The sequence below is a fragment of the Vibrio sp. L5-1 genome (assembly GCF_021728315.1).
Classification (GTDB): Bacteria; Pseudomonadota; Gammaproteobacteria; order Enterobacterales; family Vibrionaceae; genus Vibrio; species Vibrio splendidus_K.
The window spans coordinates 698,517-718,494 of the sequence record NZ_JAKKCQ010000002.1; the positions used below are offsets into that span (position 1 = coordinate 698,517).

Sequence of the window (19,978 nt, forward strand, 5' to 3'; positions counted from 1 at the left end):
TAGTAAATTCGTGGGGTACGAACACACTCTAACCAAGCTCATTACAAAATGAAGTGACGAGCGTCACACCAATGATCGCAACAAGATTTCAAGTTTCACGAAAAACCGATTGGCATCACAAAAATAAGCAATCCATACGCCTACGTTGCATACTAATGAGACAAAAAACGCCTTTAGCTTATTAAGACTAAAGGCGTTTATTTGCATCAAAATAGTGAATATTAGCTAGAAGTGCTTAATCCGCTTTTGATTTGAATCGAAGCAAACGCAGAGCGTTGAGTGTCACCAAAGCTGTTGCGCCACTATCCGCTAAGACTGCCACCCATAAACCGGTAATACCCAGTAAGCTTGTCACCAAGAACACGCCTTTCAAACCGAGTGCAAGTGCGACGTTTTGACGGATGTTATTCATGGTCGCTTGCGACAGTTCAATCATCGCAGGGAGTTCTGTTAAGCGATTATGAGTCAGAGCTGAGTCAGCCGTTTCCAACGCCACATCTGTGCCACCGCCCATTGCTATACCCACATTAGCGGTTTTCATAGCCGGCGCATCGTTGATGCCATCGCCCACCATGGCGACGTGTGACTGCTGAGATAACTGTTCAACGTAAGACACCTTATCGCTTGGCAATAGGCTTGCTTTATACTGCATACCAATCTTGCTGCTGATCGCTGCCGCGCTTCGCGGGTTATCCCCAGTAAGCATGATAGATTGAATTCCCAAGTCATTGAGTCGTTCAATCGCAAGCTTAGCGTCACTACGTAACGTGTCTTGCCAAGCAATCAGACCAATCACAGTCGCAGCTTGCTCGATTGATTCTTCTTGATCTTTAAGCTCAAGAGCAACCACAACCGTCTTGCCCTCGCCTTCTAATGCCTCAACCTGAGAAACAACATCGGCACCAAGATCGAACGTCACCTTAGAAGGCGATAGAACCTGATACTTAATTCCGTCGACATCGCCTTCAACACCACTACCGATCAGCGCGGTCTTGTTGTGTGATTCAGGAATCTCAATATTCAGTTCTTTCACTTTAGCAACTAGCGACTGCGCCAATGGGTGAGTAGAACCCACTTCAATTGCTCCAACCACACGAAGCATCGCATCTTGTTGCCAACCCGATAGAGGCTGAATGTCCGTAACCTGAGGCTTACCTTCAGTCAGTGTGCCCGTCTTATCGAAGGCAATAGTTTGAATTTTACCAAGCTGCTCCAATGCTGCGCCGCCTTTAATTAGCGCACCACGTTTCGCGGCGGCTGCCAAACCAGACGTAATCGCGGCTGGAGTCGAGATAACCAACGCACACGGACAAGCAATCAACAATAGCGCTAAACCACGATAGACCCACGTTTCCCACGGCTGGGCGAACAGCAATGGTGGTGTGATGATGACTAAAAGAGCAATCAACATCATTAACGGTGTATACCAGCGACTGAACTTATCGAGGAATCGCTCGAGTGGTGCTTTACGTGACTCTGCCTCTTCAATCAGATGAAGAATACGGTCGATCGCGTTCTCACCCTGTTTTGAAGTGATGGTAATACGCACCACTTTATCAACCACCACAGCGCCAGCCATGATGCTATTACCTTCGATATGTTCAACAGGAACAGATTCACCGGTTAACGCACTTTCATCAAAGCTTGCTGCGTCGGTAATCAGTTTGCCATCAGCAGGTAAACGAGAGCCCGCCGCCACTTCAATCACATCACCGGGAACCAGTTCACTGACTGCAACTTCGACACGCTCGCCGTTGATAATCTTAGTCGCGTTTTCTGGTACCAATGCCATTAGCGCTTGAACGCCACTTCTTGCTCTTGATGAAGCAAACGCTTCTAAGCGCTCACCAATCAAAAACAACAGTAAAACCATCGCCGCTTCCGCGGTTTCGCCCAGATACAAGGCACCCAGCGCGGCAACACTCATTAGAGTTTCTATTGCGAAAGGTGTACCTGAACGTGCCAACTGAACCGCTTTCTTAGCAACCGGATATAATCCGAGTAGACAGGTTGCGGTGAATAAGCCTTCACTTAATTGAGGATATGTACTTTTCAGAAGCGCAGCGAACAGCATTGCCGCTGCAATCGCGATAATCTGAAAATTAGGTTGGATGTACGCTTGCCAAAAAGTCTCAGGTTGTTGTTTTTCTTTCTTAGAACCGACTTCCGAAAGAGGGAAACCCGTTTTGATAGAGACCTGTTCAATGGTGTCGGCCAGACTTTCATTATCGAATTTAACAACCAGTTTTTCGGTAGCAAAAAGAACCTTCGCTTGAATAACACCGTCAATATTACTGATCGCGTTTTCTATTTTTCTTGCACAAGCTGGGCAGTCCATTCCGGCAACCAGCCAACTTTTGGAAAATTGGGCGTTGATAGACTCAGTTAAGGGCAGCCGGTCTTCTTCTCCACTGTCTGAACCACAACAATCATCTGCTGATGCAGAAGCCGTCGTAGAACTACAGCATGATGAAGTACCCGCTGCCGTGATGCTGGAAATTTTAGGGCTGGAACAGCTTGCTCCTGCCGCTTGAGGTTGAACGTCCACTTTTGTTGAGCGGCACGCTGCATGTTTTGCGCACATAATGTATCTCCTTAATACTCAAAAGCCTTGAGGTTGTTGCCGGCTAATCACAGCAACCAAACCTTAAGTTCATCAAAAGTATAAACCTTGGAGGTAACTCCAAGGTCAAGAAGAAATTGTCCAAGGCCAAGAAGAAATTTGCAAACCGACCAACCTCATATTGGAATGCCGGTTTTATTGCGACTTGAACTCTTTACACTCTTCTCTGTTCGCAGATACATCATCAATAAGAACCGCATCGTGTGAACAAAACGGCTGTGTATTCAAGCTCACTATCGACACATCGTCTTCTACAGGGTCAACTTGGGAACCTTGCATAAGCTCGGCAATATGATAGCGAAGCACCAAGGTACCAAGTATTCCGAACAAAACATTACCCAAGGCTTGCCCATACAACACACCCAATGCGCCATACCATTGCGAGCCTAAGTAGACGAACGGCAATGTACCGAGAGTGGCTTTACCCAGATTCAGTGCTGTCGAGTAAAGCGGTTTACCCAGATTATTGAAAGAAGTATTGGCAACAAACAGCGCGCCATTAAAAGTAAAGGTTAAGGCGACATAAGTACAAAATGCCGCAACAATAATTGCAGCATCACCTTGCAGGCTAAAGCCTTGGATCACATAGTCTTGGACAAAGTACAACAGAATACAGACGGCGATGGTGTATGCCGTAGTAACCAACAATGAGTTGTTGAGTGTTTCTTTTACTCTGTCCATTCGTTCTGCACCAAAGTTTTGCCCAATGATTGGGCCGACAGCGCCGGACAAGGCAAAAATAACCGCAAAGCAAACTGGCGTTAGACGACCAATCACGGCAAAGCCCGCGACAAAATCCTCGCCGTATTGCGCGATACCCGTTGTCACAATCGCATTACCGATAGGTGTTGCGGTGTTAGTGATAATGGCGGGAAGCGCAATGGCCAATATAGGGCGAATATTAATGCGCCACTGCACCAGTGAAGGAGGTGCAACCAAGTGATGACTACGAATCAGAGGATACAGCGAGAAGAGAAGCACCGAAAAACGGGCAAAAACAGAAGCAATAGCCGCCCCTTCTATATTCCAGCCAAAGCCAAAAATAAACAGGGGGTCCAAAATCGCATTAACGATACCGCCTGACAAGGTCGCCCACATCGAACGTTTGGCATCACCTGCCGCTCTTAAGCCCGCACCCGCTGCCATCGCCAACGCCAAAAAGGGACCACTTGGTAGCAAAATCTGTAGGTAAGCTTGAGCACGCTCTGCGGCAACCCCTTTTGCCCCTATAGCGGCTAACAGTTCTGGGATATAAGCAAACATCACCGCGGTAATCGTCAAACTGATGACAAAAGCGGTCAGCATAATACTGGTGGCGAGGTTTCGAGCGTGTTCCTGATTCTTTGAACCGATCGCTTTGGAAACTAACGCGCCCATAGCAATGGAAGTACCGATCGAAACGGAGGTAGAGAAAAAAGTCAGCGTGCCTGCAAAACCCACCGCAGCGGCCAATTCGACTTGTCCCAACATACTGATGAACAACATATCGAGTAAATCGACCACGAATAACGCCATCAAACCGACTGAGCCAGCCCCCGACATCACCAATATGTGGCGCATCGTTGAACCTTCTACAAACTTTGCCGTTTGATTTGACATGAAACCTCCAAAAGCTGGGACACCCACAAGCAAGCTCTCTAAACTAGTGACCCAAAACTAGCGTTCCACAAGCTAGGGAGCCACAAAGAAAGGATCTACCAAGAAAAGCTCTATACAGAAAAAAGGCGCTAGTGCGCCTTTTTCAATTGAGGGTATTGAGAAAAATAATCGTTCTTAACACGCTACTATACCTGATGTTTGAAGCATTCTTCCAAGTTCTTGCCAATTGCTCTCAAAACATCGGTTCTGGTGATCATACCCACTAGCTTTTTGTTATCGAGCACTGGATAAGCTTTGGGTTTACCCACTTGCATCATATCTGCCAATTCAATGATGGATAAGTCTGGTGATACCGACAGCACCTCTTGGTACATGCAATCACCCACAATGTGTGTGTCTTGGCAGAAATAGCTTACCTTCACCAATTTTTCTAATAAATCTTGCTCAGAAAGGAAACCAATAACTTGCTCATTATCATCAATTACTGGACCGCCCATGTGATGGCTGCTCATTACCCTATCTAACGCGAGACTTAACGGCATGTCAGGAGTGAATGTCACAACCTGCGGCGTCATGTAATCTTTCACTTTTATTGAATGCATTGCGTTCTCCCTAAATACTTTTCGTCATGTCTTTTTCTATCTTGTTAACCTAATTGTTGTCTAAAATCTTGATTTTACTAAATGGATTTCAACAATTTTATTGATAGGTAAAACCTACCAAGGCGAGAAAACAAGGTCACAAAAGGCTTGTGAGCATTTTTACGCGAGCAAAAAAATAAAAAATAGAGTCCTTACAAAGCCTTACTTTATGACACTGGCTTGAATGAATAAACCTTGTACTCTTCACACCATAAATAATTATATCGTTACAATTAGGCCGTTTATGCAACACAACAACAGTATGTACGCGTACATTTATTCCGGTGTCGATGGTACAGAAAATACCCTCATCGCCACTGTCGATAACCAAGAAAAGCCGCTTATCTCTAGCTGCGTCGATGAGATAAAACACATGTCTAGCTTAGCGATTGATCTGGCGGCAAAACACAATTTGAAAGTAAAACTGGTCAAATACCAAAGAGAGCAAGAAATCGACTTCGGCTTGTTCGTTAAATAGCAAACTCATCACACATGTCTTAACTGACAAGCTCAACAAGCATTGTCAACGACACATGAATACCGTATTTTGTGGCAAGTTCTTGAGTAGGTAATCACATTGACGATGATTACCTGCTTTAACCGATAAGCGCTCGAATTGGAGACATCCGTCGCACCGCTTTTCATTGTCCAAACGGTTCACTATGACTTCGCTTCGTTCCCCTCACACTGTTCTATCTCACTTTATCCCTAAGCTAAAAAGCTACTTTAGCGAATTGTTAGATTTCCAATCGCGCATTTGGGTGGTTCATATCTTTGAAGACTCCATCACCGATCAGTCCTTTGTGATAAATGAAGATGGCTTTAAAGAGCCGTTAGAGTGGATGAAGAAACGAGCCTATCAAACCGCGATGCTTGAACGAGTAGAGAAGATGAAAATCTCACAAGTCATTGAGATTCAATTTGAAGACAAGATGCATCGATTGATGCGAGTAAAGTAACTCTTATTGTTTGATCATTCACGAAAGCCCTTTGCTAGAAATCAAGCACAAAAAAGGCCAGCACTCGCTGACCTTCTCTCATTGATTAAAAACCATCATCTAACGCGCACAATACTCATGCCACAGACGCACCGCTTTCTGGTATGCCTCAGTTTTATCGTGCGTTTCTGCGAATAAAATCGCAGTCATACTGTCCACAACACTGTTCGCCATCAGCTCCATCTCATCTTCCGGTGTACCCAGCACACATTCAGAAGGCAGAGGCAGTTCAACATTCATCGTGCCTTCCCAGTAGAAAGATTCCACCTTCTCAGGAGAACTCATCCACACAGTTTGACTCACTTTAGGGTTGTATTCTGATTCGCCATTCATGCCTTTAAATGAAATCACCGAGTGGGATTTATTACCAATGACATGCTCAACTTCAGCGTGTAACTGAGGAAAGCCCGGGTGAAAACTTCCACGTAAACCCAAACGGCCACCACCTGGGTTCAATGCTCGAACTACCGTGTTGATCGGTGTTCTCAGTCCGTAGCGGTGTTTCCAACCGATCATAGTTTGAGCTTCAGGAGCGAAGTTCGCTAAAGGTAAGTAAGCAATGCCATCCGCTTCTAGGATCTGCTTTGCGTCTTGTGGGTCGGCAGCACTGCGAACACCAACAAGATGCAAGTGAGTCTCGACGTGTGTGCGACCACTTGGCTTATCCATATAACCGTGCATCAGAACTTTGTAGCCATCGTCTGCCAGTATTTTTGCCGCCAGCAAGTTCCAAGGCTTACCACTCGCGGTATCGTTACGCTTACCTGCGTAGCACGGCCAGTCAATATCAGCGCCTAAGTCTGGCACTCGAGATTGAAAGGCTTTTACAAAGCCTGCGATCTCTTCATTGGTTTCATTCTGCACACGAATCAACATCAGTAGCATAGCCATTTGGTCGTCACCGACCTCTCCGCTTAAATACTCATCCATGATGCGGTAGGCTTGTTCGAACGATAAAGGCTTACGCCCTCTTTCTCCTCGTCCAACTGTACGAATACACTCTAAAATACTACTCATTGATTGTTTATTCTCTTCCGTTGATATCAATAAAATTCGAATACGCTTTCGATTCTATGATACCCACAGTGCATTGCAAAGCGATTCAGTTGCTATCGACCTAATTACCAATACGTGGATTGGTGTTCTAAAAGTAAACTTACTGGTGTAAAATTATCGTATGCAATGCTAACTGCGACCTATTGAGTAATATCCAAATGACTGTAAAAAAAACGCTGAGCCAAAGAAAACGTGAATCGATCGTTGCCGCTGCTATCGCAGAGTTTACTGAGCACGGTTACAAGGCCACCAGCATGGATAAAATATCGAGCCGCGCGGAAGTATCAAAGCGCACTGTATACAACCACTTTGCCAGCAAAGAACTGCTTTTAGATGAGATTCTAGACAGTATTTGGAGCAAGACTCTCGCCGCGACGCATTTCCCTTATCAAGCAGAACTGCCACTTGAAGAACAACTTTCGTCGATAGCCAACCAAGAACTTGAGTTACTTGATTCTGAAGGCTTCATCGACCTGTCACGTGTACTCTTTTCTGAGTATTTCCATAACGCCGAACTGGCGCATCAAGCTATGGAGAAATATTCCCAAGCAGAAAGTGGACTCACAACCTGGATTAAAGCAGCACAGGCAGACGACCGCTTAATTGAACTAGACCCTCTATTTGCATCTACCCAATTTATTGCACTGTTAAAGTCTTTTGCATTTTGGCCACAAATCATTGGTCATGCGCCGTCACCGGATGCGGAACACAAACAGGTGATCATCCAGTCCAGTGTCGAGATGTTCCTGAAACAGTATCAAGCGTAATAAAAGTTGAGCTCGGCTAAGTTTTATTGGGTTTGATTAGAGATGCACAAACGAGTGAGGTATGATTCGCCCGCTTCACTCGTTTACCAAGACTAAGAATTCATGCCAAAGTTGATTAACAAAATTTGGGTACACGCTTTCATGCTCTTCGCTATGCTAATGGCCACCATTAGTGTGGACAGCATCGCGAGCAGCAATGCTCTGCAAGCCCCTCAAGCTCAATCAACTTCTGCCAATAGCTTCTCTTTCTCTGCTTCTAACATCAGTTCTGTAGAGAGCACCCCAACACCTTATTCCAGCGCACAACCCAACGTTGAGCACCACTGCTGTGGATCAGTCTGTCTACTGAAAATGCCACCACTTATCGTTTCTGAATCTTTCGAATCGCAGATTGAATCACTGGCACTGATAGAAAAAGAGCCTTCGCACAAAGCGATTGTTTCACCACAAGCGCCATACCGCCCCCCTATTTCCTAATCGTTTGTCCCTGTTTGGTAATATCTGCCACCAAGTTATAACAGCACTTTTGCTGTATCAAATGACATCCGAATTTAGGAAATGAACACATGAAAAAACTATTTAATCTCTTTGCCGCTCTACTCTTGAGCGCTTCAGTAAACGCCGCACAATTTGAAGAAGGCACGCACTACAAAATCCTTGATGTAGCAAAGGCCGACAAGCCTGTCGTTACCGAATTTTTCTCTTTCTACTGCCCGCATTGTTACAAGTTTGAAGGGGTCATTAAGTACCTAAAAGCAGACTTGCCAAAGTCTGCAAGCTTCAAAAAAGTGCACGTCGCTTTTATGGGTAACAACATGGCAGTACCAATGGCGAAGGCTTACGCGACCATGATTGCTCTAGACGCTGAAGAAAGTATGGTTCCTGCCATGTTTGCTCAGATCCATGAGAAGCAACAAACACCAAAAAATGAAGCAGAACTGCGTAAAGTTTTCATTGATAACGGTATCGATGCGAAGAAGTTTGATGCGGCATACAACGGCTTTGCAGTGAACTCGATGCAAAAACGTTTCGATAAAGAGTTTGATCAAAGCACACTAACAGGTGTTCCTGGAGTTCTGGTTAACAACAAATACATCGTGAAACCGGATCAAATCAAGAGCTACGAAGAGTACAACCAACTAGTGAATTACCTGCTAACGCTCTAAGTCTGTTTTTCATCTCAAAGCCAGTGATTTCATCGCTGGCTTTCTTATATATGAAGTATCCCTAGTCACTCACCATTCCCGTAAATCCGCTTGGGAAGTATTGTTAACTGGCATCCTCCACAATTTTTCATATACTGCACTCAATTAAGCTATCCACTGTGCTGTAGCATTCAAAATATTAGCACTCAAATATTGGGACCTTTATGATCATTCTGACCACAAACTTTGGCGACATTGAAATTGAACTGAACCTTGAAAAAGCGCCGGTAACGTCGAAAAACTTCCTTAAATACTGCCAAGATGGCTTCTACGAAGGCACAACATTTCACCGTGTTATTGAAGGTTTCATGATTCAAGGTGGTGGACACACTATCGACATGACAGAAAAGCCAACTCGTGCACCTATTGTGAATGAAGCTAACCGCGGCTTAAAGAACGTGATTGGATCTCTCGCAATGGCTCGCACTGACGCACCCCATTCAGCAACGGCGCAGTTCTTTATCAACCTTGACGACAATGATTTCCTTGATCATACAGCAACCAGCAACTCAGGTTGGGGCTACGCTGTGTTTGGTAAGGTATCAGCAGGTATGGATGTGGTAAACAAGATTGCGCTTGCACCAACCACCACTCGCTGGGGACATGAAGATGTGCCGTGTGAAGACATCGTGATTACTAAAGTCACTGTTCGCGACTAATTCACTCACGTGCTTTCCAGCCCCTAGTGCATTCGAATTGATTGCACAAAGAAAAGAAGGCAGCGCGATAGAACTATGGTGGTAAGGGTTCGACTTTACCACCTGTATTCAAAGCTCGTTGTTAGAACCGTTACCAACGAGAGCGGTAAGTACGGTGACATCCTTTACAAGTATTGTTCACAGAATCTAACCCTTGTTCTGCGCTCGACAAATCTTGCTCAACACTCGCTTGATAAAGCTCTGAAAAGCCTTGGTTCATCTGCAACATCAGTTGGTTAAATTTCTCAGGCTTGCTCCAAATCTCCCTTTTTGCCTTACCTCCAGTATCACCTTCAGCAAAATTCGCGTTCAATACGGTTCCATGTTCCACCAACATTTCACTTAGCTCACCCACTCTCTGCCAATCTACATCGCTGTTATTCAGTTCAGAATCAACTTGTTTAGTAACCTCTTCAATAGAACTGAAAGCTTGCTGACGATTATTTACAGCATCCGCTGCGGCGATAGAGATCATAGGTAGAGCAATCGTAGGCAGTGCGATGATTAGAGCGATAGTGAATTTTTTCATAATGTCATTCCTAGTGATTAATTGATTGAGTGGTTAATTGACTGAATGATTTCGTCGTTAATTACTGATTGGTTTCTTAGTAAATTACGGCTTGATAGTTCAACCGTAATCGAAGATATGCATTCAATTTACACAACAATAGTTGCTTAAGCAACTATTGTTGTGTAAATTATTCCCACCAAGCAAATTCGCAAACAGGAAAAGCATTATGAAAATCTGGGATCTACCAACTCGACTTTATCACTGGCTTCAAGCCGCACTCTTTATTGGTCTTGCTGCGTCAGGGTTTAACGGACAAGGTCCTCATGTCTACTTGGGCCTCGCACTGTTCAGTCTAATTTTATGGCGCTTGGTTTGGGGAGTCGTCGGCAGCGATACCAGTCGCTTTTCTCAATTTATTAGCTCCCCAAAATCGGCTTGGAATTACTTCCGCGGAAAAGCACGACCAAAACCGGGGCATAATCCGTTAGGTGCGTGGATGGTGATAGGAATGATCACGACTCTGTTTGTCCAATGTATGACTGGGCTTGTTATTGCTGGTTTCTTTGATGCGATTCCAGGTTCGGAACTCGTAATTACTGATGCAGTATTCGATGTGTTATGTACGGTGCATGGCATTGCAGCACGTATGTTAGTGGTATTTGTCATACTGCACTTGGTGGCCATTATCATCTACAAACTGCGTTCAAAGCCGCTAGTCCTTGCCATGATTACAGGTAAACAAAACCATTCAGCGTCAACGGATTATTTCATAAATAGCAGTCAATTAGCTTTTTCATCAAATAGGAAAGCGTTGTTGGTGCTAATTGCATCGGTATTAGTTACGATGACAATAGTTGTAATATCACAGTAAAATTAGGTAGCGAAAGATGCCAGAAGAGTTTGATAGACAAAAAAGCTTTGGTTGGATGATCAATGTGATCGCCAATAAAGCGACCAAAGATTTTGACACGGAATTGAAGGAACATGGCTTAACCATTGCTCTATGGCCAACCATGATGTGCCTTTGGGAAGAAGAAGGACTTACACAGCGTGATATTGCTGCGAAGTCCAAAGTCGAGAATTCGACAACAACACGAACATTAGACAAGCTAGAAAAGCTTGAGTTGGTTGAACGCAGAGCCGATCCAAACAGTCGTCGTTCTTTCAGAATCTACTTAACGGAAAAAGGGAAAGCACTCGAAGAACAACTCGTTCCAATCCCTATTCGTTTAAACAAAGAATTAATGAATGAATTGGACGCTGAAGAACAACAGCAGATGATCAAGCTACTTCAAAAGATGGTCGCAGCGATCTGATCTTACTGTGACCGGGTCTTATTGCTAGTGCATGCTTAATGAGTTCTAAACATACACTAACAAACAATACTCGGCCTTGCGCCGAGTGTTTTATTTTCGTCTCGACCATTTGATATAACAAAATAGCGAACCAATAATCACCGCTCCGCCTAGCAACTTTTGCATCTCAACCGTTTCACCCAACACGCTGACACTCAATAACAATGTCCACACGGGCTCAAGAATCATGATCAATGCCGCCACTTCCATGTTCACGGAATGCTGACCAACGGTTTGTAATAAGTAACGGATAGACGTCGCGATCACCGCAGACACGATAAACCAGAAGACTAAAGTTTTGGTGATTTCGAACTCCGGCTGAGTCGTCATGGAAGCAAAGGCTAAACCACTCACACCCACCACAAACAGTTGCACACAGATTGATGCGATAGGTTTAATATTGGTAATCACACGTTTGTTCATCACAAAGTGAACAGACAACAACATCGATGCTAGCAAGAAGTAAATCTGACTCTGCTCTACATTCCAACCATTGCCCAAAGTCAGCAGTAGCATGCCGATAATCGCGATCGGGAAAGACATCCAAAACGCACTATTAGGTTTAACTCGAAACAAAATCCAAGACACAAAGGGGGCAATGATCATAGCTAAGCTCATGATGAATGCCCCTTCCGACAAGCTTTCTGTCACCGATACTGCAAACACCCATACCTGCAATGAGGCAGACAGCAGCAAACCAACGCCGCAAAGAGAAAGAACCTGCTTAAGCGAAAGCTTACGAATATGATGAATACAAAATGGCAAAAGAATCAAACTCGCGACGAGGAATCGCACACCAATGAACACTGGCCCCGGCATTTCTAATACCACCAGCTTAGATGCAATCCATCCTATCCCAGCTAACAGGGTAGCAAATAGGAGGTAAAGCTCTCCGCGCATCGCTTTCATCATTTTACTTGGTCCAATAACAAAAAAAGCAACCCGACTCTGCAAGGTTGCTTTTTATAAACATTCAACAGGATCAAGATACTATCTCAATACTCTGTTTCAGGCAGCTGTTTTTAGCCTGCGTATTCTGGGTAATCCGTTAAACCTTTTTCAGCACCACCGAACAATGTGTTTGGATCGTGGGCTGCAAGTGGGTAACCATTTTGAATACGAGCAGGTAAGTCTGGGTTAGCAACGAATGGACGACCAAAACCAACCATGTCAGTTACGCCTTCAGTAACCGCTTTTTCGCCACGCTCACTATCGTATTTACCCGCATAAATCAGGACACCTTGATAAGCATTACGTACTGCTGATTTAAAGGTTTTCGGTGTTTCAGGTGCATCGTCCCAATCGACTTCTGCAATGTGCAGGTAAACAATTTTGTATAGGTTAAGTAGTGCTGCCGCCGCTGTGTAAGTCTCTACTGGCGTAGCATCAACGGTACCATTCAACGATGTGAACGGAGCAAGACGCACACCAACACGGTCAGCACCAATCGCTTCAACCATAGCTTCAACCACTTCACCAAGGAAACGTAAACGGTTTTCAATTGAACCACCGTATTCGTCGGTGCGGTTGTTTGCTTCAGAATCGATAAATTGATTGATCAAGTAACCATTCGCTGCGTGAAGTTCGATACCATCAAAGCCTGCTTCAATCGCATTCAAAGCCGCTTGGCGATACTGTTCAACCACTACTTTGATGTCTTGTTTCGTCATCTCACGAGGTTCAACCACATCTACAAAGCCCGGTTCATCAGTGCCGTTATCGATGAATACTTTTACGTTTTCTGCTTTAAGTGCAGAAGACGAGATTGGCTGTTCACCGCCGATGTTATCTGGGTGTGTTACACGGCCTACATGCCAAAGTTGAGCGAAGATAACACCCTCTTTGTCATGTACTGCATCGGTGACTTTTTTCCAACCCGCAATCTGCTCGTCAGAATAGATACCCGGAGTCCAAGCGTAACCTTGGCCCATAGGTGAAATTTGTGTGCCTTCAGCGATAATCAAACCTGCAGAAGCGCGTTGAGCGTAGTAATCCGCCATCATGTCGTTTGCTGAATTACCAGGTTGCGTCGCACGTGAGCGAGTCATCGGTGGCATAACAATACGGTTTTTAAGCTCGATATTACCAAGTTGAATTGGTTGAAATAATGCATTTGTCATTGTTATATCCTCGATTAACCTAGTTGAATCAGTTCGATTTGGTAGCCGTCTGGGTCAGTAATAAAAGCGATATGAGTTGAACCACCTTTCACTGGACCCGCTTCGCGAGTGACGTTACCACCTAGCGATTTGATCTTGTCGCATGCTGCGTAAATATCGTCTACACCCAATGCCAGATGACCAAACGCGCTGCCCATCTCGTACTCATTCGTATCCCAATTGTACGTTAGCTCGATCGTCGTACCACCTTGATCGTAGCCAACAAAAACCAATGTGTAGCGGTAGTCTTTGTTTTCATGGCGTTCAAGTTCCGTCATTCCCAATACCTTGGTGTAGAACTCGATAGACTTGTCTAAATCAGTAACTCGGATCATTGTGTGTAGGAATTTCATATTTCGCCCTTATTAGCACCACAAGCATGGCGCCGTTATTATTTTGAGTGGAGGTTATCCACTAATCTCTGAGTGAAATAATACGATTCAGCGAGGAATTAAGGAAATTATCAAAAATTCTCAATGTGATAATTTTTTGTTATGCATTTTATGGCTAGATCGAACTCAATGACACAAAAAAGGGAAGCCAATGCTTCCCTTCGAGTTAGACTCTTAACTAAAACCGTAAACGCCTATCTTTAAGAGTTTTTGACATTGCATCAGACGTATTAATCACTTGTTCTCTGAACCATTTATGAGCAGGGTCGCTATTTTGCTTCTTCAACCAAATCAGGTAGTGAGACATTTGCTCATAATCAAAAGGAGGCTTAAAGAGTTGTAAGCCGAGCCTCTCTTGGAACTGCAGAGCCATAGAGAGTGGGACTACTGTGATATAATCCGACTGACTACACAGCAAAATATTGCTAAACAGCGACCGTCCGTGAAATGCGATTTTACGTTTGGTTAAATCCAAAGAAGTATAATGACTCAAGCTACGAACTTTACGTCGCGTTCTGTCTAATACGGCATGCTTTTCACTCATGAACTGCGCTTCGCTGATCTCACCTTGAATGCGAGGGTGCCCCGAACGGCACACGATGGCAAAGTCTCCCTGATACAGGGTTTCACTCGCAATACTTGGGTGTTCAGGAACCACTATCTCAATCATGGCATCGAACTCTTGCGTCAAAAGATCTTCATAGATGCGATCATCACTGTCTGGTTGATCAAAGACTTCTAGCGACAAATTTTGATTGGGAAGCGCCGCAAAGCTGTCGAGTAGTACCCACTGAAGATGTTCGGGACAAGAAATAACAAACTTACGTTCAGAGACTTGCTCATCAAAGCTAGCCATCGATTGAAACACGCCATTCAATTCATTGATCGGCGCTTTGATCTGTTCATACAAACTTTGGGCATAGGATGTGGGCACAACACCACGTCCTTTTCGAACAAAAAGCTCTTGGCCAATCTCTTTTTTTAGGCGTGCTAATGCGGTACTTATGGTCGATTGGTTGGTACTGAGTTGATCCGCAGCCTTACTTAAACTGCCCTGCTCCATCACCGCAGAAAACACGGCAAGTAGGTTGAAGTTGGGGATGTCGTTGCTCATATATCATTACTCATTAGGCGACCATAAGTACTATGCTATCGTAAAAACGATAGAATATACAATTGTCTCGCTTTTCATGACACTTTGTTCAACGCATTGGGATATACATTTGACCAATAATAGCTACAATATTTTTAATTCAACATTCAACAAAGACTTCTTTTCTAACAACTATACTCATACATTTGGCATATCATTAATATAGCTTGCAAATACTCAGTGAATAACTCCCTTTACGGACCAAACTTATTATCAGTCATATATATTTCATCATTCATATCCATCACTCTTTCTAGTGTAAAAATATCAATTTCAATAAATTACTTACTGGTGATTTTATTAATCATTTCCTTGATCCAAACCAAGTTAATGAACAATGTTTTCTATGTCTATATGAGCCTTTTCAAATAAATCGACCTACCGATTTAGAGTTATAACTACTAATCGTAATTACGATATTATCAAATCGTAATTCTGGGTAGATACTGGTCAAAACTCTTCCTATTATCCTGCTAACAAATCAATTATCAGCCCAAACAGAAAACTGACAAATGTTTTACTTTGGTATGTCAATTGTCATGGAAGAGCCCCTCGATTGCCGAGGTAATACACGTAATAAAGACAGTCGCTGAAAAGCCGCACGAATATTAATTCGAACGCCTCATAGCCATCTAATTTACGTCTGCTGACAAATAATAGAGATTGATTTGTAGAGGAGCATATTCGCTTCTTGATACCGAGAATCGGTTGTCTGGACTGAGCAATATCACTTTAAATGTCATCTATTACTTTTGTTTATTATGAGCACCAATCTACCCACATAATAAACATCTACTTTTTAAGATGTCATTAAAGGTGACTTCTAGGCTGCAAATTCTCTCTTCTTATTGATGTAGGTTGAGATATGAACTTTATAAAAATCGTTTTCCAGAAGATCTGGGCCGTTGCTATGGTCTTGATTAAATTCTGCCTGTTTATGGCGGTGATGTTTGCTGGTGCATGGGCTCTTGCACCGCTAGGCACTATCCATTCTAAAGACATCGACATGTCTCAATTCAACAACCATCCCAATGAAATGATGATGAACTTCTTCCAGATGGAGTACTTCTCTGGTTACTTGTTCTCAGTGACAATTGCTGTGGTATTAGCCGGTGTTTACGGCATGTGGCAGTTGCATGAACTGGGTGTACATAAAGCAAAAGAGCACAAAAGCGCTCACGTACAGATCGTGTTTGCACTGTCACTTTGCGGACTCTTCATCAGCAAAACATTCTGGGTTATCGCCTTGGTTATCGCGTTGGCGAATTGGAAACATATTGGTCAATCACTGAGTGATGTGATTCGCCGTGGTGTACAACCTAAACAAGACGCGGCCAATACAGAGACAGCTGCAGTCCACGTATCACCTGAACAATCGGTAACAGAGCCGTCTCAAACACAACAGTCTCCAGTAGAGCAATCTTCAAAAGAACAGTCTTCAGAAGAAAAAGCTCCAACAAAACCATCCCCTACAGAAAAAGAGGTCGCATAATGAAAGAGATGATGATTCCATACATCCTAATTGTATGGTCACTGTTTGCGACAGGCGCACTTAAGAAGAACTTCAAAAACTACACGTGGGCTGCCATTGGCGGTGTAACGATTCTTGCGATATTAGCGGTTATCTCTCGCTTGTGGGCACCCGTTGATTTAACGAACTCAACCACAGTGAAAGCACCACACGCGGTGATGTCACCTATCTTTGGCCAGCAGATCGACCAAGTGCTTGTTGAGCACAACCAAATGGTTAAAGAAGGCGACGTAATTTACACACTCGTCGACATTGACTCTGCCGCCGACAAAGCAAAGATCGAATCTTCAATTATTCAGAAAGAAGAAGAGATCAAGCAAATGAATCGCGACTTAGAGCGTGCTGAAACGTCACCTGAAATCTTCAATATGCGTGACGTAGAAAAGTACGACTCCGATCTTCGAGTGTTGCACGCTGAACTTGTGTCGCTAAAAGCCGACCTACAAAAAGTAAATTGGGCGCAAGAGAAGAAAACCATTAGGGCTGAATTTGATGGTCAGGTTTCGATAGTGAATATTGCTGAAGGTTCTGTAATGGGTAACATGCACCTCTACAACACCAGCAAAAAATTCCTTGAGATGCGTATTTCAGACCAAACTTACGGCTATGTTCAAGTAGGAGACTTCGCTGAGTTCTTCGTTGATGCCTACCCAGGGCATGTATTCCGAGCAAAAGTACACAGCTTTAATGCAGGTACCGGTGAGTCGAGTATTTCTCCGCTTCAGGGACCACAAAGCGTCGGTCAACACGTGGTAAGAAACGGTAATGGTTTAGGTCGTACTATCGTACTTGAGATCATCGAACCTGAAGGTTACAACATCCCTATAGGTTCAACTGGCGCGGCTTGGATCTCGGCTGAGAAACCACATCCGTTCTGGGGCTTCATTGATGTAATCGGCGCAGCAACGGTTCGCCTACAATCTTACAAGTCATACTTAGGTGCTTGGTAAGTACTGAGGTTCTCGGTAAACACTTATATAACAGCCATTAGTTCCAAATTAAATGCCCTGAATTTCAGGGCATTTTTGTATCTGTTGCAAGCCCCACTTACTAATTGATTTAGATCAATATAAATCGTCATTACAATCATTAGATAAATAAACCATCGAAAAAACGATATATCGATATCCTATTAGCGCGTAGATAGCGACCTTTCCCACCTCTATCATTTGGCTCAAGAAATCCAATTCCTGTATCCAAAATAAGGTCACTACCATGACTAATACATTCAAAAAAATGGCACTTCCTGTTGCTGTTGCGAGCGCTCTATTTGCTTCTAGTTTTGCATCTGCAACTCCAACTGTAGAAGCGACATCGAAAGTAGGCCAAGAACTTCAGACAGCAAATGCTGCGCAATACCAAAACATTGACCTTGATGCTCGCTACAAGAGCGAGGTTCTATTCGAACACAAGTCAAACCTATTCTGGGGCAAAGGCGAGCGCATCCAAGTTGTATCGAAAACGGGCGACTCTCTGGCTTACACAGAAGAATCTGATCACGTTCATCCAATCCTCACCAAGCACGGTCGTAAAATGGACCAAGCAATCATCAAAGTGGATGACAATATTTATCTTGGTTACGGCTTCGGTCTAGACACTCCTGTCATGATCGAAGGTACGGACGGCATCATCATTGTTGATCCAGGCGAGTCGGTAGAAATGGCTCAATCGGTTAAAGAACAGTTCCGTCAAATCACAGACAAACCGGTTAAAGCAATCATCTATTCTCACAACCACATCGACCACATCTCTGGTGTGCGTGCATGGGTGACTGATGAAGAAGTAGCATCAGGCGAAGTAAAAATCATCGCTGAAGAAGGCCTAACCGCAGCAGTGGCTAACTGGTCTTCAAACCTAGGTACTCTATTTGGTCATCGTACTTCTTACACAGGTGCTAAGCACGTAGAAGAAGGTGAGCACGGCACAGTAAACGACGGCCTTGGTCCACGTTTCATGCAAGGTGCAATCTCGTTCATTGAACCAAACCTGCTGGTACCAAGCCAAAGCCACATCGAAATTGAAATTGCTGGCGTTAAGATGCACATCGAGAACGTGCCATCTGAAACCAAAGATGAGCTAGTGATTTACTTCCCAGAGCAAAAAATCCTGCACGCGGCTGAAGTACTTCAAGGCGAAAACTTCCCTAACCTTCACACCATCCGTGGTACTAAATTCCGTGACCCATCAATGTGGTTCAAGGGCATCGACGTAATGCGTAAGTTCGACACTGAGATCATGATTAACTCTCACGGTCGTCCTGTTGAAGGTAAAGAAGCGGTATCTGACGTATTAACGGCCTACCGTGATGCGATTCAATACACGCATGACCAAACTATCCGTTACATGAACAAAGGTATGACGCCAGACGAGCTAGTTGAAGTGGTTAAACTTCCTAAGCACCTTGCAGAGCACCCTTGGTTAGGTGAGCACTACGGCACTGTGGCACATGCCGTGCGTCAGATTTACGTAGGTTACAACGGTTTCTTCGAAGCGGATCCATGGCAGCTAGAGCCAATGGCTTACGAGCAACGCGCTAAAGCATTCGTAGAGATCATGGGCGGTCGTGACAACATCCTTACTACTGCACAAGCCGCAATTAAGGCTGAGAACTACACCTTTGCAGCAGAGATTCTTTCTTACCCAATCACGGTAAACAAAGATGACATGGAAGCACGCTTACTGAAAGCACAAGCTTACAAAGCATGGTCTGCCGATCAAGTGAACATCAACTGGCGCAACTGGGCATTAAATGCCGCAGCTGAACTAGAAGGTAGTCGTGATTTCTCTAACATGATCAGCTTCGCTTCTGTTGACGTTCTTACTGCGCTACCAAGCAAGCAGATCTTCGACATGATGACTTCAACACTTATCGCTGAGAACTCGTTAGACGTGAACATGATGCTGACGTACAACTTCTCGGATACGAACGAAGCATTCACTATCGAAATCCGTAACGGTATTGCTCAGTTACACGAAGAAGCGGTTCAAGGGGCAGACGTTCAAATCGACACCACTCGTGCCGTACTGAACCAAATCTTGATTGCGGGTCCAAACGCTCAACAAGTGATAGGTACCAACCTACAGTCTGGTGCATTCAAGTTCTCGAATGGCGACATCAAAGGCTTCGGTCTCTTCATGAGCTACTTCGATAAATCAATGTCTCCTGAAGAGATCATGCTTATCGTTCGTTAACTGACGCACGTTAGTTAAAGGCTCGCTAGGATAGCAAGCGGATAAATATAGGGACCCTCGTGGTCCCTTTTGTTTATTGTGTGTTTTTTGATCTCATC

Annotated in this window: 20 protein-coding genes; 11 read left to right on the forward strand and 9 right to left on the reverse strand. The window is 44.2% G+C overall.

Features of this window, described 5'->3' with window-relative positions; all coding sequences use genetic code 11:
- Positions 1 to 235: 235 nt before the first annotated feature.
- From L3V35_RS09940 to L3V35_RS09950, 3 genes are all read right to left on the reverse strand, one after another.
- The gene (locus L3V35_RS09940) at positions 236 to 2,584 is read right to left on the reverse strand and encodes a zinc/cadmium/mercury/lead-transporting ATPase (RefSeq protein ID WP_237299513.1); all 2,349 of its coding nucleotides are present in this window, start codon (positions 2,582 to 2,584) and stop codon (positions 236 to 238) included.
- Positions 2,585 to 2,758: 174 nt separating this feature from the next.
- On the reverse strand, positions 2,759 to 4,222 hold the full coding sequence (locus L3V35_RS09945) for an MATE family efflux transporter (protein WP_017086104.1): 1,464 nt from the start codon (positions 4,220 to 4,222) through the stop codon (positions 2,759 to 2,761).
- Between the two features lie 185 nt (positions 4,223 to 4,407).
- Positions 4,408 to 4,824 (reverse strand): CBS domain-containing protein, encoded by a 417-nt coding sequence (locus L3V35_RS09950; RefSeq protein WP_054546682.1) that lies wholly within the window; start codon positions 4,822 to 4,824, stop codon positions 4,408 to 4,410.
- 283 nt (positions 4,825 to 5,107) lie between these two features.
- Here L3V35_RS09950 and L3V35_RS09955 point away from each other — a divergent pair, with 283 nt between their 5' ends.
- Positions 5,108 to 5,341, forward strand: a complete 234-nt coding sequence (locus L3V35_RS09955; protein ID WP_004736278.1) for a hypothetical protein — start codon at positions 5,108 to 5,110, stop codon at positions 5,339 to 5,341.
- Positions 5,342 to 5,525: 184 nt separating this feature from the next.
- On the forward strand, positions 5,526 to 5,822 hold the full coding sequence (locus tag L3V35_RS09960; protein WP_054546683.1) for a hypothetical protein: 297 nt from the start codon (positions 5,526 to 5,528) through the stop codon (positions 5,820 to 5,822).
- A 99-nt stretch (positions 5,823 to 5,921) separates the two neighbouring features.
- Here L3V35_RS09960 and L3V35_RS09965 read toward each other — a convergent pair whose 3' ends face one another.
- Entirely contained in the window at positions 5,922 to 6,908 is a 987-nt protein-coding gene (locus L3V35_RS09965) for a glycosyl transferase family protein (protein ID WP_081279963.1), read from the reverse strand.
- A gap of 167 nt (positions 6,909 to 7,075) precedes the next feature.
- Between L3V35_RS09965 and L3V35_RS09970 the strand changes: the two genes are divergently transcribed.
- From L3V35_RS09970 to L3V35_RS09985, 4 genes are all read left to right on the forward strand, one after another.
- Entirely contained in the window at positions 7,076 to 7,684 is a 609-nt protein-coding gene (locus L3V35_RS09970; RefSeq protein WP_237299515.1) for a TetR/AcrR family transcriptional regulator, read from the forward strand.
- Positions 7,685 to 7,786: 102 nt separating this feature from the next.
- Entirely contained in the window at positions 7,787 to 8,161 is a 375-nt protein-coding gene (locus tag L3V35_RS09975; RefSeq protein WP_237299516.1) for a hypothetical protein, read from the forward strand.
- 89 nt (positions 8,162 to 8,250) lie between these two features.
- A complete protein-coding gene (locus L3V35_RS09980; protein WP_065205575.1) occupies positions 8,251 to 8,850 on the forward strand; it encodes a thiol:disulfide interchange protein DsbA/DsbL in 600 nt (199 codons plus the stop codon).
- A 203-nt stretch (positions 8,851 to 9,053) separates the two neighbouring features.
- Complete coding sequence (locus L3V35_RS09985) at positions 9,054 to 9,548, forward strand: peptidylprolyl isomerase (RefSeq protein WP_004736286.1); 495 nt, start codon at positions 9,054 to 9,056, stop codon at positions 9,546 to 9,548.
- Between the two features lie 130 nt (positions 9,549 to 9,678).
- Here L3V35_RS09985 and L3V35_RS09990 read toward each other — a convergent pair whose 3' ends face one another.
- A complete protein-coding gene (locus L3V35_RS09990) occupies positions 9,679 to 10,116 on the reverse strand; it encodes a cytochrome c (protein ID WP_065205576.1) in 438 nt (145 codons plus the stop codon).
- A 208-nt stretch (positions 10,117 to 10,324) separates the two neighbouring features.
- On the opposite strand from L3V35_RS09990, the gene L3V35_RS09995 reads away from it, so the two are divergent.
- Positions 10,325 to 10,969, forward strand: a complete 645-nt coding sequence (locus L3V35_RS09995) for a cytochrome b/b6 domain-containing protein (RefSeq protein WP_065205577.1) — start codon at positions 10,325 to 10,327, stop codon at positions 10,967 to 10,969.
- Positions 10,970 to 10,985: 16 nt separating this feature from the next.
- Complete coding sequence (locus tag L3V35_RS10000; protein ID WP_054546690.1) at positions 10,986 to 11,414, forward strand: MarR family transcriptional regulator; 429 nt, start codon at positions 10,986 to 10,988, stop codon at positions 11,412 to 11,414.
- Between the two features lie 90 nt (positions 11,415 to 11,504).
- On the opposite strand, the gene L3V35_RS10005 is transcribed toward L3V35_RS10000, so the two are convergent.
- The 4 genes from L3V35_RS10005 to L3V35_RS10020 all read right to left on the reverse strand — a co-directional run bounded on the left by L3V35_RS10005 (position 11,505) and on the right by L3V35_RS10020 (position 15,118).
- Entirely contained in the window at positions 11,505 to 12,365 is an 861-nt protein-coding gene (locus L3V35_RS10005) for a DMT family transporter (RefSeq protein WP_054546691.1), read from the reverse strand.
- 110 nt (positions 12,366 to 12,475) lie between these two features.
- Positions 12,476 to 13,573 carry an alkene reductase gene (locus L3V35_RS10010; RefSeq protein WP_237299518.1) on the reverse strand — a complete coding sequence of 366 codons (1,098 nt, stop codon included), beginning with the start codon at positions 13,571 to 13,573 and terminating at the stop codon, positions 12,476 to 12,478.
- A 14-nt stretch (positions 13,574 to 13,587) separates the two neighbouring features.
- Positions 13,588 to 13,965 carry a lactoylglutathione lyase gene (gene gloA / locus L3V35_RS10015; protein WP_237299520.1) on the reverse strand — a complete coding sequence of 126 codons (378 nt, stop codon included), beginning with the start codon at positions 13,963 to 13,965 and terminating at the stop codon, positions 13,588 to 13,590.
- Between the two features lie 217 nt (positions 13,966 to 14,182).
- Positions 14,183 to 15,118, reverse strand: coding sequence for a LysR family transcriptional regulator (locus L3V35_RS10020; protein WP_054546694.1), 936 nt, complete (start codon positions 15,116 to 15,118; stop codon positions 14,183 to 14,185).
- Between the two features lie 904 nt (positions 15,119 to 16,022).
- On the opposite strand from L3V35_RS10020, the gene L3V35_RS10025 reads away from it, so the two are divergent.
- The 3 genes from L3V35_RS10025 to L3V35_RS10035 all read left to right on the forward strand — a co-directional run bounded on the left by L3V35_RS10025 (position 16,023) and on the right by L3V35_RS10035 (position 19,880).
- Positions 16,023 to 16,649, forward strand: coding sequence for a magnesium transporter (locus tag L3V35_RS10025; protein WP_237299523.1), 627 nt, complete (start codon positions 16,023 to 16,025; stop codon positions 16,647 to 16,649).
- Positions 16,649 to 17,638 carry a biotin/lipoyl-binding protein gene (locus L3V35_RS10030; RefSeq protein ID WP_171314722.1) on the forward strand — a complete coding sequence of 330 codons (990 nt, stop codon included), beginning with the start codon at positions 16,649 to 16,651 and terminating at the stop codon, positions 17,636 to 17,638. Before L3V35_RS10025 ends, L3V35_RS10030 begins: the two co-directional genes overlap by 1 nt.
- Positions 17,639 to 17,903: 265 nt before the next feature.
- The gene (locus L3V35_RS10035; RefSeq protein ID WP_237299524.1) at positions 17,904 to 19,880 is read left to right on the forward strand and encodes an alkyl sulfatase dimerization domain-containing protein; all 1,977 of its coding nucleotides are present in this window, start codon (positions 17,904 to 17,906) and stop codon (positions 19,878 to 19,880) included.
- The last annotated feature ends 98 nt before the right edge of the window (positions 19,881 to 19,978 follow it).

Coding starts and splice junctions, on each gene's coding strand:
- L3V35_RS09985 (WP_004736286.1), top strand. CDS start 9,054: ATGATCATTCTGACCACAAACTTTGGCGACATTGAAATTGAACTGAAC.
- L3V35_RS09990 (WP_065205576.1), bottom strand. CDS start 10,116: ATGAAAAAATTCACTATCGCTCTAATCATCGCACTGCCTACGATTGCT.
- L3V35_RS10025 (WP_237299523.1), top strand. CDS start 16,023: ATGAACTTTATAAAAATCGTTTTCCAGAAGATCTGGGCCGTTGCTATG.
- L3V35_RS09945 (WP_017086104.1), bottom strand. CDS start 4,222: ATGTCAAATCAAACGGCAAAGTTTGTAGAAGGTTCAACGATGCGCCAC.
- L3V35_RS10020 (WP_054546694.1), bottom strand. CDS start 15,118: ATGAGCAACGACATCCCCAACTTCAACCTACTTGCCGTGTTTTCTGCG.
- L3V35_RS09950 (WP_054546682.1), bottom strand. CDS start 4,824: ATGCATTCAATAAAAGTGAAAGATTACATGACGCCGCAGGTTGTGACA.
- L3V35_RS10000 (WP_054546690.1), top strand. CDS start 10,986: ATGCCAGAAGAGTTTGATAGACAAAAAAGCTTTGGTTGGATGATCAAT.
- L3V35_RS09960 (WP_054546683.1), top strand. CDS start 5,526: ATGACTTCGCTTCGTTCCCCTCACACTGTTCTATCTCACTTTATCCCT.
- L3V35_RS10035 (WP_237299524.1), top strand. CDS start 17,904: ATGACTAATACATTCAAAAAAATGGCACTTCCTGTTGCTGTTGCGAGC.
- L3V35_RS09995 (WP_065205577.1), top strand. CDS start 10,325: ATGAAAATCTGGGATCTACCAACTCGACTTTATCACTGGCTTCAAGCC.
- L3V35_RS09975 (WP_237299516.1), top strand. CDS start 7,787: ATGCCAAAGTTGATTAACAAAATTTGGGTACACGCTTTCATGCTCTTC.
- L3V35_RS09940 (WP_237299513.1), bottom strand. CDS start 2,584: ATGTGCGCAAAACATGCAGCGTGCCGCTCAACAAAAGTGGACGTTCAA.
- L3V35_RS10030 (WP_171314722.1), top strand. CDS start 16,649: ATGAAAGAGATGATGATTCCATACATCCTAATTGTATGGTCACTGTTT.
- L3V35_RS09970 (WP_237299515.1), top strand. CDS start 7,076: ATGACTGTAAAAAAAACGCTGAGCCAAAGAAAACGTGAATCGATCGTT.
- L3V35_RS09980 (WP_065205575.1), top strand. CDS start 8,251: ATGAAAAAACTATTTAATCTCTTTGCCGCTCTACTCTTGAGCGCTTCA.
- L3V35_RS10005 (WP_054546691.1), bottom strand. CDS start 12,365: ATGATGAAAGCGATGCGCGGAGAGCTTTACCTCCTATTTGCTACCCTG.
- gloA (WP_237299520.1), bottom strand. CDS start 13,965: ATGAAATTCCTACACACAATGATCCGAGTTACTGATTTAGACAAGTCT.
- L3V35_RS09955 (WP_004736278.1), top strand. CDS start 5,108: ATGCAACACAACAACAGTATGTACGCGTACATTTATTCCGGTGTCGAT.
- L3V35_RS10010 (WP_237299518.1), bottom strand. CDS start 13,573: ATGACAAATGCATTATTTCAACCAATTCAACTTGGTAATATCGAGCTT.